Raw genomic sequence first — 15,111 nt, 5'->3', positions numbered from 1 at the left:
AGCGTTCCCAGACACCCGCTTCCTGCCAGTCGCGCAGGCGCCGCCAACAGGTCACGCCGGAACCGCAGCCCATCTCTTGAGGCAACATCTCCCAAGGGATACCCGAGCGCAGGACGAACAGGATGCCTGTCAGGGCTGCACGATTGGAAACGGGAGGTCGGCCGCCACGCGGCTTGGGCTGAGGCGGAGGCAGTAGCGGCTCGACGATAGACCAGAGTTCATCGGATACGATCTTCTTAGCCATGCCCAAAATCTAGGAATGGCTAGAGCCGCTTTCAAGGTTTTGAAAGGCGCACTAATGGCACTGATCATCCGGCTCTCCCTGAAACCACCCCTGGTCGGCTCGCTATTGAATAGCCCATAAAACCCTCCCCTTTCTCAGGGATTCCCGAACCATTTACGCCTGATGGGCATGACGGTAGAGCGCGATCTTGTTCGCTTCGCTGTCGCGAAGGGCGAGGTAATAATCACCGAACAGGGTTTTCAACCCTTCTGAAATATTGTTATTCTTGAAAAGCTCATTCGGCAGAATGTGATGAATCTGAAATAGATGAAACGTGTCCCTGGCCATACCATGGGTTCCTTGTCGGGAGTGGAGATCAGTGCCGGTTGGAAACGACGCGGCAGCGATACGGAGCCAACGGCTTGGCCAGTTTCTCGGCGTTCAGGGCTTGATAGAGGCGATCGCTGAGAAAAAATACATCTTCCATTTTTTTATCCATCCACAAGTCAACACCTTGCAGAACAGTTTTTTCAAACGCCAAGCCATAGTCATTATCCGTATGTTTTGGCTCCCAGATATCTGTTTTCCTAAAAGGGACCTTCCTGATTCTAGGTGACTCCTCCGGTACGAAGGTATCCTTGGTTTCGCCGAACGCCAAACAAAAATACTCCCCATCGAACGGCGTGGTACGGTCGTGTTGGAAGAGTCTCACCGGATGAAGTGTGGTTTTCCCCAGCTCGAAACGCCGTAGCACCTCGGCGAACCGCTGGGACACGACCCATACACCACCAGCGCTGAAAATAGCCGGGAGCTTTGATAACTTTTTGTAGGGACTAACGAAGTACATCTCCCTGGGCCAGCTATCATCACCTGATGCAACCCCTCGATCAGATCGCCGCATGGATTCGACTGCCTTTTGGGGGTCTTTCTCATAATTATCTCCGGTAAATCCATATAATAGCGTCGTATCCGTCAGGGCATTGGTTGCCCAGACCGTGGCATCGACCGTGTAATACGTCATGATATTCTCCTTGATTGGCATAAGGGTCATCCCGCGCGACAGCGGAACAATCACTATATTTTAATCACGAAATCCTTAAAAAACTGCCACCATTTAAACCCACCAATTCTCTAAAAAACAACAACAATAAATTCTCTTTCATCATCGTGACGCCGGCATAGCTACCACATGGCGTGCAACGGCACTATATAGAGAAAGAAACCTCATGGCAGACACACCAAGATCACCTCCCCCCAAGAAAATCATTATAATAATTTACTAATATCAAGTGCGACATGATTTTTACGTAATCCAAATCTCAAAAAAACGTAGGAGATCTCGCACATCCATCCAATTCTATAAATAGCGCAATATTCCGCCGCTAATACATTTTTATGTCTTCACAAGGATTGACGCATCCTGTCCAAACTTGATGGCTTCTCGATCATTGTCGGGCCAGGAAACTTGCAAATAGCGCCATCGATATGTTTGAGACACAAGGGCAACAGGCGCTGACGTGGCAACGACTTGTCAGCGCCGCCGATCACCCGCAGATTAGAGGCTGACATTTCCAGCGGATCCTCACTGCATGCGCCAGAGCCTGGTTCGCGAATTCAGCAACCTCATCGAACGTGGCCGGGACCGCCAGTTGCGCCTGGCGGTCACCGGTCTGTCCCGCGCCGGTAAGACGGCCTTCCTCACTTCGCTGGTCCATCAGTTGCGCCACGCCGGCCTGGAAGCGCGACTCGACCTGCTGCCCTGCGCCCGCGACGGCCGCCTGCTGGGTGCCCGGCGCGTCGCCCAGGCCGACCTCGGCGTGCCGCGCTTTCCCTACGACCCGGCGATCGCCGCCCTCGACGGCACCCCGCCGCGTTGGCCGGAGCCCACCCGCGGCATCAGCGAGCTGCGCCTGCAGATCCGCTACCGTCCCGAGCGCCAGGGGCTGCGCGGCGCGTTCGTCGGCGACAGTGCCACCCTGACCCTCGACCTGTTCGACTACCCCGGGGAATGGCTGCTCGACCTGCCGCTGCTCGAGCACGATTTCCTGAGCTGGAGTGAGCGCCAGCAGGCCGCGCTGACCCCGGCGCGGCGCGAGCTGGCCGAGGACTGGCTCGCCGCCGTCGGCGAACTCGCCCCCGACGCCGTCGCCGACGAGGCCCGCCTGGCCGACATCGCCGAGCGCTACGCCAGTGGCCTGCGCGCCGCCCGCGAGGCGGGGTTCGCCGACCTGCAGCCGGGGCGCTTCCTGCTTCCCGGCGATCTGGCCGGCGCCCCGGTGCTGCAGTTCTTCCCGTTGCCCGGCATCGGCGAGGCCGATCGCGAGCGGCTCGCCTCGCTCCCCGAGGAGAGCGTCTACCGCACCCTGGCGCGGCGTTTCGCCCACTATCAGCAGCATGTGGTCAAGCCCTTCTATCGCGAGCATTTCCGGCGCTTCGACCGGCAGATCGTGCTGGTCGACGTGCTCGGTGCGCTCAACGCCGGGCCGGAGCGCTTCGAGGATCTGTCCCGGGCGCTCGCCACGCTGATGAAGAGCTTCGACTACGGCAAGCGCAGCCTGCTCTCGCGGCTGTTCGCCCCGCGCATCGATCGCCTGGCGATCGCCGCCACCAAGGCCGATCACGTCACGCCCGAACAGCACGCCAACCTCATCGCCCTGCTCGAGGCGCTGCTCGCCGAGCCGATCCAGGATCTGCGTTTCGCCGACGTGCCGGTCAAGGCGCTGTCCCTGGCGTCGATCCGCGCCACCCGGGTGCACGATGTCGAACGCGACGGGCGGCGCACGCCGGCGCTGCGCGGCACCACCCTGGCCGGCGAGGAGACGCTGCTGTTTCCCGGCGAGGTCCCCGCGCAGCTCCCCGACCATGACTTCTGGGCCCGGCAGGGCTTCACCTTCGAGGCGTTCCGACCGCTGTCGCGGGAGACGCGCGGCGAGGGGCTGCCGCACATCCGCATGGACGCCGCGCTCGACTGGCTGATCGGAGACAAGCTGACATGAACGATCCGCGCCCCCACCAGCGCTTCACCCTCGACGAGCCGCAGGCCAGCGCCCCCGATCCGCACCCCGCCGAGCACTATCCGGTCACCACGACGAGTCGCCAGCGCGACGACGGCGAGGATCCCGACACCACGGCGGCACTCGACGCCGGCCTGACCCGCCCCCGCAAGCGGCGCTGGGGGCTGCTCACGCTGCTCGGCGGCAGTCTCGCCCTGGGCGCCGTGGAGGCCGGTCAGACGCTGTACCACGCCACCCTGGGCGGCGACCTCATGAGCGGCGCCTGGAGCGCGCTGGCCCTGCTGGCGCTGGGCCTGGGCGGCTCGGCCCTGCTGCGCGAGCTGTGGCGACTGCGCCGGCTGCGTCGCCACACCGACCTGCGCCAGCGCCTCGACGCCCTGGCCGGAACCGATGCCGGCGAGGCCCGGCGCCTCGCCGAGGCGCTGCGCGAGCAGATGCGGCTCGATCGCGACGATCCGCACTGGCAGGCCTTTCTCGCCGCCCAGCAGGCGCATCACGATGGCGCCGAGACCCGCGACCTGCTCGCCCACCATCTGCTGACGCCGCGCGACCGCGAGGCACGCCGGCTGATCTCGCGGATGGCCGGGGATACCGCGGTCATGGTCGCCGTCAGCCCGCTGACCCTGGTCGACATGATGCTGGTCGCCTGGCGCAACCTGGCGATGCTCGAGCGCATCGCCGCGCTCTACGGCCTGGAGCTGGGCTACGCCAGCCGGCTCAGGCTGTTTCGTCAGGTACTCGCCAACCTGGCCTTCGCCGGCGCCAGCGAGATCGCCAGCGAGGCGAGCATGGAGCTGTTCTCGATGAACCTCGCCGGCAAGCTCTCGACCCGTGCCGGCCAGGGACTCGGCGTGGGCCTGCTGTCGGCACGCCTGGGCCTGCGCGCCCTGCGCCTGACACGCCCGCTGCCCTTTCTCGAGGGCGAGGCGCCGCGCGTCGCCGATCTGCGCGGCGAACTCTGGCGGCGCCTGCGTCGGCTCGAGAAGGCCGATGCCCCCCGCAGGGACGAAAGCCGACAGACTTGATCCGAGTCACGACACGGCGCCGGGGTGGCGCTACGCTGAAGGCACCAGGCCCCTTTACCAACAATCAAGGCCCAAGGAGAACGGTATGTTCAAGACGATCATGGTCCCCGTCGACGGTTCCGAACAGGCGAAGCTCGCCCTCGAGGTCGCCTGCAAGCTGGCCGCCAACGATCAGTCGAAACTGCATATCCTGCACATCCCGGAGCGCCTCGCCCACGACAACGTGCTGGTGTGGGGCGTCGGCGCGGTGAACCTGGAGGCCCCCGAAGAGGAGGTCGAGCGGGCGGGTCACGAGATGCTCGAGGCCGCCAAGCAGGCCGCCGCCGAGCATGGCGCCACCGATGTCGAGGGCTCGGTGCATCAGGGCGATCCGGCGCGGGTGATCCTGGAGCGCGCCAAGTCGCTCGGCGTCGATACCATCGTCATGGGCAGCCGTGGGCTCAGTGACATCCGTGGCCTGATGGTCGGCAGCGTGTCGCACAAGGTGTCCCACGCCGCGCCCTGCCACGTCATCACCGTGCACTGATCGCCATCAGGCGCCGTCGTCGGTCGGACTCGCTGCCGACCGACGCTCGACCCAGCCCTCCACGTAGAGCCGCTCGACGACCACCATGCCCACCACCACCAGCGGCTCGGCCATCAGCAGGCCGATCATCCCGGCGAACAGACCCAGCCACAGCTGGACGACCAGCAGCAACGCCGGCGGAATGCTCACCGCCTCGCGCTGGATCAGCGGGGTGATCAGATAGCTTTCCAGGAACTGGATGACCAGATAGAGCAGAGCGACGTGCAGCATCGCCATCGGGCTCTGCGAGAAGGCCACCAGTGACGCCGGCACCGCCGAGAGCACCGGGCCGAGATAGGGAATGAACGACAGCAGTCCCGCCAGCAGCCCCAGGGTGAAGGCCATCGGCACATCGAGCAGCCACAGGCCGAGCCCCGACAGCCCGCCCACCACGCTCATCGAGGCCAGCCGCCCCAGCAACCACCAGGTCAGGCGATGCGCGGCATCGTCCAGCAGCGCGCCGGTTCGCGCCCGCCAGGCGGGCCTCACCAGGTGCATCAGCCCCTGGCGGTAGCGGCGCGGTTCGAAGGCGACGAACAGGCCGATGAAGACCACCACCGCGACATTGAGCAGGCTGCCCAGGGTGGTCGAGAACAGGGTCGTGACCTGCGGCGACCAGTGGCGGAAGATCCCGGCCAACGAGGTCTCGCGCTCGATCCGGGTCACCGCGTAGTCGCCCAGCCAGCTCTGCCGCAGCCAGTGTTCCAGACCGCTCATCGACTGCGGCAGGACCTGGACCAGTTGGCTGATCTCCCGCGTCAGGCTCATCGAGAACTTGAGCACGAAGGCGGCCAGCAGCAGAGACAGCGAGACCATCACCGTGACCAGCGCCCCGCGGCGGTCGAGGAAGGTATGCTGCTCCAGCCAGCCGGCCGGCACCGACAGCGCCAGGGCCAGCAACAGTCCGGCATAGACCAGCAGCAGAATCGGATAGCCGAACCACACCAGGGCGGAAACCAGCAGCACCGTCACGGCAATGCCGGCCACGGTCCAGATACGCCGGGCAAAGACCGCGACACGCGCTTCGTCGTCATCGCTCACATCGACACTCCTTGTCGTCGCATGACAGCCGGGAACGCTAGCTCAGGGATGCCTCCAGCGCAAAGAAGCGCTGCAGCCGACGCGCGACACCGTGAGGGTGATGATGGTCGATGCGCGTCGCCCGCGGCACCCGTGCGAAGAGCGCGGGATTGGCGTTGTCCATGATGAAGCCGTGCCCGGCAACGGCCAGCATCTCGGCATCGTTGAGGTTGTCGCCGAAGGCCAGGCAACGTTCGGCGGGCAGGTCGAGGTGAGCCAGCAGCCGTTCCAGGGCGGCCCCCTTGTTGACCCCCTGGGCCATGATTTCCAGCGAGTCGGCCATCGAGTAGGTCAGGTGCAGGCGCTCGCCGAGACCAGCGGGGATGCTCGCCTCGAGTGCCGCGAGTGCCTCTGGGTCGCCGATGCACAGCACCTTGCCCACCCCGCGACCGTCATGGGCCGCCAGGTCGGCGACCCGGTAACCGAAACCGGTATGCGCGTGCAGCGCCAGCAGTTCGGGCGCCGGAGCATCGATCAACCACTCCTCGTTGGTATAGAAGTTGAGGCGGATATCGGCCTCACGCGGCAGCGCGACCAGTTCGCGTACCAGTTCGGCGGGCACCCACTGCTCGGCGATCAGGGTATCGTCCGGCGCGTGGAGATGGGCGCCGTTGGTGCTGAGGATATAGGCGGGAACGCCGAGCCGGCGACGGAAGGCGGCAATGTCGAGGAAATGCCGCCCCGAGGCCAGCGCCAGGTGATGGCCGCGCGCGGACAGGGCGCGGAGCGTCTCGATGGTCAGGTCGTCGAGGTCGTGCTCGGCATCGAGCAGGGTGTTGTCGAGATCGGTGACGATCAGATGCGGGTCCATGCGGCGTCCTGATGAGTGACTGGCTCTTCAGGCTACCGCAAAACGAGTGCCCGGTAACGGCCGGCGGGGTTACCACCGAGTATCCCCGGACGGGCCCTCGACCGGGGCCCGTCTTGGCATTCGCAAGCACCGCCGGCGCCGGAACGACACCGGCGGCGCATTCAGCTCGCCTGCCGCAGGCGCTTGAGATCCGCCACCGCCTCGCGCGCCACCGGCGACAGTTGCGAGCCGTCGCTGTCCAGGTAGTCGATGATCTGCGCCTTCATGCTGCGCGCCCAGAACTTCTGGAGGTGCGACGTCACGCGCTGCGCCGCCGTCGATGGGTCACCGTGCTGGTTGGCGGCGATCTGGTTGACCATCTTCACCAACTGACTCAGTTGCTGATCGCTCATGAGCGTGCCTCCCTCATTGCCCGGCGGGCGCCGGTTCCTCGGCGCCCTGCTCCAGGTAGCCGCGCTGGCGCCGGTCGAAATGGTGGAACCGTTTCTGCCACTCCGACGGCTGCGACACCTTCTCCACCTGCACCGCGGTGACCTTGTACTCGGGACAGTTGGTGGCCCAGTCGGAACTGTCCGTGGTGATCACGTTGGCGCCACTGCCCGGGTGGTGGAAGGTGGTGTAGACCACGCCGGGCTGCATGCGATCGCTGATGCGGCAGCGCAGTACCGTGTGGCCCACGCGGCTGGACACGCCCAGCCAGTCACCCTCCGCGATGCCCCGCACCTCGGCGTCGCTGGGGTGGATCTCCAGCACGTCCTCCTCGTGCCACTGGCTGTTGTCGGTGCGCCGCGTCTGGGCACCCACGTTGTACTGGCTGAGGATACGCCCGGTGGTCAGCAGCAGCGGGAAGCGACGATTGCTGCGCTCCTCGGTGGGCACGTACTCGGTGACCGCGAAGTGGCCCTTGCCGATGGGGAAGTCCAGCTCGTGCATGGTCGGCGTGCCGTCCGGGTGCTCGGCGTTGCACGGCCACTGGATGCTGCCCTGTTCCTCCAGCTTGGCATAGCTGACGCCGGTGAAGGTCGGCGTGAGCAGGGCGATCTCGTCCATGATCTCGGACGGGTGCGAATAGTTCATCGGGTAGCCCAGGGCGTTGGCCAGGTCCTGGGTCACTTCCCAGTCCTCCTTGCCGGCCACCGGTGCCATCACCTTGCGTACGCGGTTGATGCGCCGCTCGGCGTTGGTGAAGGTGCCGTTCTTCTCCAGGAAGGTGGAGCCGGGCAGCAGCACGTGGGCGTACTTGGCGGTCTCGTTGAGGAAGATGTCCTGCACGATCAGGCAGTCCAGGCTGGTCAGCGCCGCCTGCACGTGCTGGGTGTTGGGGTCCGACTGGGCGATGTCCTCGCCCTGCACGTAGAGCGCCTTGAAGGTGCCGGCGATGGCGGCGTCGAACATGTTGGGGATGCGCAGACCCGGTTCGTCGTCCAGCGTGGTCTGCCACACGCTCTCGAAGCGCTGGCGCACGTCGAGGTCGGCGACGTGCTGGTACCCCGGCAGTTCGTGGGGGAAGGACCCCATGTCGCAGGAGCCCTGGACGTTGTTCTGGCCGCGCAACGGGTTCACGCCGACGCCCTCGCGCCCCAGATTGCCGGTGGCCATGGCCAGGTTGGCGATGCCCATGACCATGGTGGAACCCTGGCTGTGCTCGGTGACGCCCAGACCGTAGTAGATGGCACCGTTGCCGACGCTGGCGTAGGACCGCGCGGCCTCGCGAATCTGCGCGGCCGGCACGCCGGTTTCCGCCTCGAGGGCCTCCGGCGAATTGCGCGCCTCGCTGATGAAGTCGCGCCAGATCCGATAGGCCTCGGTCTCGCAGCGCGTCTCGATGAAGGCCTTGTCCTCCAGCCCCTCGGTGACCACCACGTGGGCCAGCGAATTGATCAGCGCCACGTTGGTGCCGGGTTTCAGGGGCAGGTGCAGCATGCGGCCGCCGTGGGGCGTCTTCAGCAGATCGATGCGCCGCGGATCGGCGACGATCAGGGTGGCGCCCTCACGCAGCCGGCGGCGCATCTGCGAGCCGAACACCGGGTGGGCGTCGGTGGGGTTGGCGCCGATCACCAGGATGGTGTCCGCCTTCATCACCGAATCGAAGGTCTGGGTGCCGGCGGATTCGCCGAGGGTGGTCTTGAGCCCGTAGCCGGTGGGCGAGTGACACACCCGCGCACAGGTGTCGGTGTTGTTGTTGCCGAAACCGGCGCGGACCAGCTTCTGCACCAGATAGGTTTCCTCGTTGGTACAGCGCGAGGAGGTGATGCCGCCGATGCTCTCCCGGCCATACCGCGCCTGCGTCTCCTTCAGGCGCCGGGCGGCGAAGCCGATGGCCTCGTCCCAGGACACCGGACGCCATGGCTGGTCGATGGAATCGCGGATCATCGGTTCGGTGATGCGATCCTGGTGGGTGGCGTAGCCGAAGGCGAAGCGGCCCTTCACGCAGGAGTGGCCGTGATTGGCGTCGCCACCCTTGTAGGGCACCATGCGCACCAGTTGATCGCCCTTCATCTGCGCCTCGAAGGAGCAGCCCACGCCGCAGTAGGCGCAGGTGGTGACCACGCTGTGCTCCGGCACCCCCTGGTCGATGACGCTCTTCTCCATCAGCGTCGAGGTCGGGCAGGCCTGCACGCAGGCCCCGCAGGACACGCACTCGGAGTCCATGAACGGCTCGTTCTGGCCGGCGGCGATCTTGGAGTCGAAGCCGCGGCCGTCGATGGTCAGGGCGAAGGTGCCCTGGACCTCCTCGCAGGCACGCACGCAGCGGGAGCAGACGATGCACTTGCTGGGATCGAAGCTGAAATAGGGATTGGAGGCGTCGATTTCCGCATCCAGGTGATTCTCGCCCTCGAAGCCGTAACGCACCTCGCGCAGGCCGACGGCGCCGGCCATGTCCTGCAGCTCGCAGTCGCCGTTGGCCGGGCAGGTCAGGCAGTCCAGCGGGTGATCGGAGATGTACAGCTCCATCACGTTGCGGCGCAGCCTGGCCAGCTTGCCGTTCTGGGTGGTGACGTCCATGCCCTCGGCAACCGGGGTGGTACACGAGGCCGGGTAGCCGCGTCGACCCTCGATCTGCACCGCGCACAGCCGGCAGGAACCGAACGCCTCCAGGTTGTCGCTGGCGCACAGCTTGGGAATGGTGATACCCGCCAGGGCGGCGGCGCGCAGCACCGAGGTGCCTTCCGGTACGCTGATCTCGATGCCGTCGATGGTCAGGACCACGGCTTTTTCCGAGAGCCGGGGAGGGGTTCCATAGTCCCGGTCAGGGTCGATGCGATGCTGGCTCGGGTCGAAGTAATTGATCATTGTTGGCCTCCTCCGGTCAGACTTGCCGGGGTTGCAGGTCGTCGGGGAAATGCTGCATGACGCTCTGCACCGGGAAGGGCGTCATTCCGCCCATGGCGCACAGCGACCCGTCCACCATGGTTTCGCAGAGATCGGACAGGAGTTCGAGATTGGCGTCGCTGTCGGTACCCGTCCGGATGCGATCGATCACTTCCACGCCGCGCACCGCGCCGATCCGACAGGGCGTGCACTTGCCGCAGGACTCGACGCTGCAGAATTCCATGGCGAAGCGCGCCTGCTCGCCCATGTCGACGCTGTCGTCGAACATCACCACGCCGCCGTGACCGACCACGCCGCCGAAGGCGGCGAAGCCTTCGTAATCGATGGGATTGTCCCACTGGCTCTCGGGCAGATAGGCGCCCAGCGGCCCCCCCACCTGGACGGCCTTGAGCGGCCGTCCGCTCAGGGTGCCGCCGCCGAAGCCCTCCATCAGCTCGCGCAGGGTGGAGCCGAACGCCAGCTCCACCAGCCCGCCGCGCTTGACGTTGCCCGCCAGCTGCATCGCCACGGTGCCCCGCGACTTGCCCATGCCGTAGTCGGCGTAGGCCTGGGCGCCACGTTCGAGGATGAACGGCACCGCGGCCAGCGAGAGCACGTTGTTGACCACCGTGGGCCGTCCGAACAGCCCCTTGATGGCGGGCAGCGGCGGCTTGGCACGCACCATGCCGCGCTTGCCCTCGAGACTCTCGAGCAGCGAGGTCTCCTCGCCGCAGATGTAGGCACCGGCGCCCAGGCGTACTTCCAGGTCGAAACGCTTGCCGCTGCCACGGATGTCGTCGCCCAGATAGCCCGCCGCGTAGGCGCGCCCGAGCGCGTCGTTGAAGATCCGATGGGCGACCGGGTATTCCGAACGCAGGTAGACGTAGCCCTGGGTAGCGCCCACGGCCAGGCCGGCGATGGTCATGCCCTCGATCAGCATGTAGGGGTCGCACTCCATCACCAGCCGGTCGGCGAAGGTGCCGGAGTCGCCCTCGTCCGCGTTGCAGACGATGTATTTCTGGCCCGGCGGTTCATCGTGGACGGTCTGCCACTTGATGCCGGTGGGAAACGCCGCCCCGCCGCGCCCGCGCAGGCCGGAGGTTTTGACCTCGTCGACGATGGCCTGGGCGTCCAGAGTCAGCGCCCGCTCCAGCCCGGCAAAGCCATGATGGGCCCGGTAGTCGTCGATGGACAGCGGATCGGTCACGCCGATGCGCGAGAAGGTCAGGCGCTGCTGGTTCTTCAGGTAGGGGATCTCCTCGGTCGGCCCCAGGGCCAGCGGATGATCCTGACGCCCCTCGAACAGCCCGGCCTCGATCAGCCCCGCGATCTCGCCCGGCTCGACCGGCCCGTAGGCCACCCGCCCCGCGGCGGTCGCCACCTCGACCAGCGGCTCCAGCCAGAACAGCCCGCGGGAGCCGTTGCGGATCACCGTCACCGCCGCGCCCTGATGGCGCGCCGTACGCTCGATCGTCTCGGCGACGACGTCGGCGCCCATGGCCAGGGCGGTGGTATCGCCGGGTACGTAAACGGTCACCGTCATCCTTTCACCTCCACGACCGTCGTGGTGAGGTCGTCCACCAGGGTATCGAATTTCGCCGCGCTCACCCGGCCATGGATGGTGTCATCCACGCGAATCGACGGCCCGCAGGCGCAATTGCCCAGGCAATACACCGGCTCGAGGGTGAACTCGTTGTCGCGGGTGGTCTGGTGATAATCGACGCCGAGGCGCGCCTTGACGTGGGCTTCCAGTTGGCGCGCGCCGACCGCCTGGCAGGCCTCGGCACGGCAGACATGGATCACGTGACTGCCCGCCGGGTGGCGGCGAAAGTGATGGTAGAAACTGATCACCCCATGCACTTCGGCACGGGTCTGCCGCAGGGCGTCGGCGATGATCGGCACCGCGGCATCCGGCACGTGGCCGAAGCGGTTCTGGATGGCATGAAGTATCGGCAGCATGGCCCCGGGCTCGTCCTTCAGCGCATCGACTTCGCGCTGGATCGATTCCCGAGTCCACGCCTGCGGCTGGCGGGTGTCGGAGGGCGTCATGGCTGGGCTCTCATCAGTTATTGTCGTTCGACATCAGGTTGTTGTCGTCTGGTCATCAGCGGCTCGCGGGCACGACGCGTCGGGCATGTCGCGAGCCGAAAACCGGCAACGCTGGTCACGGGTCTTGTCGCTGGCCAACCTATGAACTAACTTGCCAGCCCTTGGCAGCAGAAGGAAGGCCATTTTCGTGGAAAATAGCACGCCGTATTTCACTCACAAATAGGCAAAACCGTGCATAGAAAAAAGCTGCAGATCTCGCCGGCCTGGTTGTTCAAGAGCGAGGACGGCGAGCTGTTCGACCCCGTGCTCTTTCGCCTGCTCGAGGGCATCCGCGACGGGGGCAAGCTGACGCTGGCGGCCCGTCAGGCCGGCGTTTCCTACCGTCATGCCTGGAACCTCCTCAACCGCGGCAACGACTTCTTCGGCTTGCCGCTGGTGGACATGCACAAGGGGCGCGGTACCCGTCTGTCGACGCTCGGTGAAACGTTACTCTGGTCCGAGCAGCGCGTGAAAGCACGCCTGGGGCCGCAAATGGACAGCATGGCGTCGGAATTGAACAACCAGCTCCAGCAGCTGCTGGCCGGCGCGCACCCGGTCCTGCGGCTGCACGCCAGTCACGGCTATGCCGTCGCTCTGCTGCCCCGCTTCGCCGACCGGGTGGAACTGGACCTGCAGTACTGCAATCCGACGGAGGCGCTGAACGCCCTCGGCCGCGGCGACTGCGACCTGGCCAGTTTTCATTTCCCGGCCTGCCCGCGCCTGGCGGAGCGCGTCATGCGCGCCTATCGCGAGCAGCTCGACCTGAAGAACCTGCGGGTCATTCGCTTCGTCACCCGCGAGCAGGGACTGATCATCCGCCGAGACAGCCGCGACACGGTGACCGGGCTGGCCGATCTCACGCGTCCGGACATCCGCTTCATCAACCGCGACGAACACTCCGGAACCCGTATTCTCTTCAACATGCTGCTGGCCGAGCAGGGCATCACCGAAGGCCAGATCAACGGCGCCGAACACGAAGAGTTCACCCATACCGCCGTGGCGGCCTACGTCGCCGCCGGCATGGCCGATGTCGGCTTCGGCGTGGAGGCCGCCGCGGCCCAGTTCGGCCTCGACTTCATCCACCTCTCCAGCGAGCACTACCTGTTGATCTGCCCCGAAGACCGGCTGAAGCAGGACAACATGCAACAGTTGCTATCGCTGATGACGTCGGCGCCCTTCCTGACCGAGATCGACAAACTGGTCGGCTATGCGCCGGATCGCTGCGGGGAGATCTGCACCTTCGCGCAGTTGCTGGAAAGCGACCGCCATTGACCCGCCGGCGCCGGATCGGCACCCGGCGGGCCACCCTCTCAGAACAGCGCCGCCGCCTTGGCCAGCGCAATGTACAGGCCGATCAGGAAGGGCACGCCCACGCCCAGCCAGGCCAGCACGCCACCGACACCGAAGCGGCCCCGCGCCGCGGTTTCCGCGCTGACCGAGACGTTGTCGTCGTGCTGCAGCGAGCGCTCCCGCTCGACCTCGTCGTCGGACATGTGATGCTCTTCCTTCACCGGCCTGACCAGCAGGTTGCAGATCAGCCCCAGGAACAGCAGTCCGGCCATGATGTACAGCGTGCGATCGTAGACCTGACTGGCTTCGAGGCCGGCGTTGAGCTGGGCCTCGCGCAGCGCGGCGATCACCAGCGGCCCGACGATCCCGGCGGCGGACCAGGCGGTCAGCAGGCGACCGTGTATCGCGCCGACCATCTGCGTGCCGAAGATGTCCGCCAGATAGGCCGGGACCGTGGCGAAACCGCCGCCGTACATGCTCAGGATGATGCAGATGGAGATGACGAACAGCCCCGCCATGCCCAGATGCCCCCAGGTGGGCAACAGGCAGTAGACGATCATCCCGAGGATGAAGAAGGTGTGGTAGGTGTTCTTGCGACCGATCTTGTCCGACAGCGAGGCCCAGAATAGCCGGCCCAGACTGTTGAACAGGCTGATCAGTCCCACCAGACCGGCGGCGGCCGCCGCGACCGAGGCTTTCTGCGCCGTAGTCAGGCCGGATGCCGTGTCCTCGATGCCCACCAGCGCGCCGCCGAAGACGTCCTGGAGCATCGGACTGGCCATCGAGATCACCGCGATGCCGGCGGTCACGTTCAGGAACAGCACGCCCCAGATCAACCAGAACTGCGGCGTTTTCCAGGCCCGGTCCAGGTGCACGTGACGATGGGTGATCATGGCGTTGCCCGGCTTGTCCCGGGGTGGCGTCCAGCCCGCCGGATGCCAGCCGTTGGGCGGCACGCGAAAGCCGATGGCGCCCGAGGCCATCACGACGATATAGATGGCGCCCATCACCATCAGCGTCATCGCCACGCCGGTGCCACCGGAGCCGCTGAAATGCCCCATCAGCCACACGGCCAGCGGGGCGCCGACCATGGCACCGCCACCGTACCCCATGATGGCGAAGCCGGTGGCCATGCCGCGACGATCCGGAAACCACTTGATCAGGGTCGACACCGGGGTGATGTAGCCCAGCCCCTGGCCGATGCCGCCAAGGATCCCGCAGCCCAGGTAGACCAGCCAGAGCTGATGCACCATCACGCCGATACCACCGACGATCAAGCCACCGCCCCAGCACAGCGCGGCGATGCAGCCTGCCTTGCGCGGCCCGGCATGCTCGAGCCAGCCGCCCCACAGCGCGGCGGAAATGCCGAGCATGGCGATGAAGGTCTCGAAGATGTGAGTGACCTGCGGCACCGTCCAGTTGCAACTCGTGGTGGTCAATGCCTGGAAGAAGCCGAGATTCGAGCACATCGCCGCATCGGCGTTGGGGATGATGTTGGTCATCGGCAGCCAGAACACCGAGAAACCGTAGGCCATGCCAATGCACAGGTGAATCGCCAGGGCCGCCGTGGGCACCAGCCAGCGGTTGAAGTTGGGCCCCGCTATCGTGCGCTCACGGGCCAGGAAACCGGCACTACCGTTTCCGGCGGATGCCCGCGCATCGCCTTTCGAAATACCATCCATAGGTCGCCCTCTGGTTATTTG

General features: G+C 65.7%; 14 protein-coding genes. 4 read left to right on the top strand and 10 right to left on the bottom strand.

The features are described from left to right. The 3 genes from D0901_RS12060 to D0901_RS12055 all read right to left on the bottom strand — a co-directional run. Positions 1 to 244: transposase (locus D0901_RS12060; RefSeq protein WP_162500872.1), on the bottom strand; the 244-nt coding region annotated here is incomplete at its 3' end. A 153-nt stretch (positions 245 to 397) separates the two neighbouring features. Continuing rightward, positions 398 to 571, bottom strand: coding sequence for a hypothetical protein (locus D0901_RS20915; RefSeq protein WP_162500871.1), 174 nt, complete (start codon positions 569 to 571; stop codon positions 398 to 400). A 28-nt stretch (positions 572 to 599) separates the two neighbouring features. Continuing rightward, on the bottom strand, positions 600 to 1,244 hold the full coding sequence (locus D0901_RS12055) for an imm11 family protein (protein WP_129140551.1): 645 nt from the start codon (positions 1,242 to 1,244) through the stop codon (positions 600 to 602). 568 nt (positions 1,245 to 1,812) lie between these two features. On the opposite strand from D0901_RS12055, the gene D0901_RS12050 reads away from it, so the two are divergent. The 3 genes from D0901_RS12050 to D0901_RS12040 all read left to right on the top strand — a co-directional run bounded on the left by D0901_RS12050 (position 1,813) and on the right by D0901_RS12040 (position 4,788). Then, positions 1,813 to 3,219, top strand: a complete 1,407-nt coding sequence (locus D0901_RS12050; RefSeq protein WP_129140550.1) for a YcjX family GTP-binding protein — start codon at positions 1,813 to 1,815, stop codon at positions 3,217 to 3,219. After that, on the top strand, positions 3,216 to 4,262 hold the full coding sequence (locus tag D0901_RS12045; protein WP_129140549.1) for a TIGR01620 family protein: 1,047 nt from the start codon (positions 3,216 to 3,218) through the stop codon (positions 4,260 to 4,262). The genes D0901_RS12050 and D0901_RS12045 overlap by 4 nt, the downstream gene beginning before the upstream one ends. Positions 4,263 to 4,347: 85 nt before the next feature. Next, on the top strand, positions 4,348 to 4,788 hold the full coding sequence (locus D0901_RS12040) for a universal stress protein (protein WP_129140548.1): 441 nt from the start codon (positions 4,348 to 4,350) through the stop codon (positions 4,786 to 4,788). 6 nt (positions 4,789 to 4,794) lie between these two features. Here the strand turns inward: D0901_RS12040 and D0901_RS12035 are convergent, their stop codons facing one another. The 6 genes from D0901_RS12035 to D0901_RS12010 form a co-directional block, all read right to left on the bottom strand. After that, complete coding sequence (locus D0901_RS12035; protein WP_129140547.1) at positions 4,795 to 5,868, bottom strand: AI-2E family transporter; 1,074 nt, start codon at positions 5,866 to 5,868, stop codon at positions 4,795 to 4,797. 37 nt (positions 5,869 to 5,905) lie between these two features. After that, complete coding sequence (locus D0901_RS12030; protein ID WP_129140546.1) at positions 5,906 to 6,718, bottom strand: Cof-type HAD-IIB family hydrolase; 813 nt, start codon at positions 6,716 to 6,718, stop codon at positions 5,906 to 5,908. A 161-nt stretch (positions 6,719 to 6,879) separates the two neighbouring features. Continuing rightward, on the bottom strand, positions 6,880 to 7,110 hold the full coding sequence (locus D0901_RS12025) for a formate dehydrogenase subunit delta (RefSeq protein ID WP_129140545.1): 231 nt from the start codon (positions 7,108 to 7,110) through the stop codon (positions 6,880 to 6,882). 13 nt (positions 7,111 to 7,123) lie between these two features. Further along, positions 7,124 to 10,012 (bottom strand): formate dehydrogenase subunit alpha, encoded by a 2,889-nt coding sequence (fdhF, locus tag D0901_RS12020; RefSeq protein ID WP_129140544.1) that lies wholly within the window; start codon positions 10,010 to 10,012, stop codon positions 7,124 to 7,126. Between the two features lie 16 nt (positions 10,013 to 10,028). Continuing rightward, positions 10,029 to 11,573 carry a formate dehydrogenase beta subunit gene (locus tag D0901_RS12015; RefSeq protein ID WP_129140543.1) on the bottom strand — a complete coding sequence of 515 codons (1,545 nt, stop codon included), beginning with the start codon at positions 11,571 to 11,573 and terminating at the stop codon, positions 10,029 to 10,031. Then, the gene (locus D0901_RS12010) at positions 11,570 to 12,079 is read right to left on the bottom strand and encodes a formate dehydrogenase subunit gamma (protein ID WP_129140542.1); all 510 of its coding nucleotides are present in this window, start codon (positions 12,077 to 12,079) and stop codon (positions 11,570 to 11,572) included. Before D0901_RS12010 ends, D0901_RS12015 begins: the two co-directional genes overlap by 4 nt. Before the next feature lie 231 nt (positions 12,080 to 12,310). Between D0901_RS12010 and D0901_RS12005 the strand changes: the two genes are divergently transcribed. Continuing rightward, a complete protein-coding gene (locus tag D0901_RS12005) occupies positions 12,311 to 13,390 on the top strand; it encodes a substrate-binding domain-containing protein (RefSeq protein ID WP_129140541.1) in 1,080 nt (359 codons plus the stop codon). Positions 13,391 to 13,428: 38 nt separating this feature from the next. Here the strand turns inward: D0901_RS12005 and D0901_RS12000 are convergent, their stop codons facing one another. Further along, positions 13,429 to 15,090, bottom strand: a complete 1,662-nt coding sequence (locus tag D0901_RS12000; protein WP_129140540.1) for an OFA family MFS transporter — start codon at positions 15,088 to 15,090, stop codon at positions 13,429 to 13,431. Positions 15,091 to 15,111 lie beyond the last annotated feature (21 nt).

Source organism: Modicisalibacter coralii (assembly GCF_004117855.1).
Lineage (GTDB): Bacteria > Pseudomonadota > Gammaproteobacteria > Pseudomonadales > Halomonadaceae > Modicisalibacter > Modicisalibacter coralii.
This window is presented reverse-complemented; position numbering and strand designations above follow the sequence as displayed.

Excerpts from the sequence above, each read along its gene's own strand:
- D0901_RS12040 (WP_129140548.1), top strand. The coding sequence starts at position 4,348 with ATGTTCAAGACGATCATGGTCCCCGTCGACGGTTCCGAACAGGCGAAG.
- D0901_RS12000 (WP_129140540.1), bottom strand. The coding sequence starts at position 15,090 with ATGGATGGTATTTCGAAAGGCGATGCGCGGGCATCCGCCGGAAACGGT.
- D0901_RS12050 (WP_129140550.1), top strand. The coding sequence starts at position 1,813 with ATGCGCCAGAGCCTGGTTCGCGAATTCAGCAACCTCATCGAACGTGGC.
- D0901_RS12045 (WP_129140549.1), top strand. The coding sequence starts at position 3,216 with ATGAACGATCCGCGCCCCCACCAGCGCTTCACCCTCGACGAGCCGCAG.
- D0901_RS12010 (WP_129140542.1), bottom strand. The coding sequence starts at position 12,079 with ATGACGCCCTCCGACACCCGCCAGCCGCAGGCGTGGACTCGGGAATCG.
- D0901_RS12055 (WP_129140551.1), bottom strand. The coding sequence starts at position 1,244 with ATGACGTATTACACGGTCGATGCCACGGTCTGGGCAACCAATGCCCTG.
- fdhF (WP_129140544.1), bottom strand. The coding sequence starts at position 10,012 with ATGATCAATTACTTCGACCCGAGCCAGCATCGCATCGACCCTGACCGG.
- D0901_RS12015 (WP_129140543.1), bottom strand. The coding sequence starts at position 11,573 with ATGACGGTGACCGTTTACGTACCCGGCGATACCACCGCCCTGGCCATG.
- D0901_RS12025 (WP_129140545.1), bottom strand. The coding sequence starts at position 7,110 with ATGAGCGATCAGCAACTGAGTCAGTTGGTGAAGATGGTCAACCAGATC.
- D0901_RS12030 (WP_129140546.1), bottom strand. The coding sequence starts at position 6,718 with ATGGACCCGCATCTGATCGTCACCGATCTCGACAACACCCTGCTCGAT.
- D0901_RS20915 (WP_162500871.1), bottom strand. The coding sequence starts at position 571 with ATGGCCAGGGACACGTTTCATCTATTTCAGATTCATCACATTCTGCCG.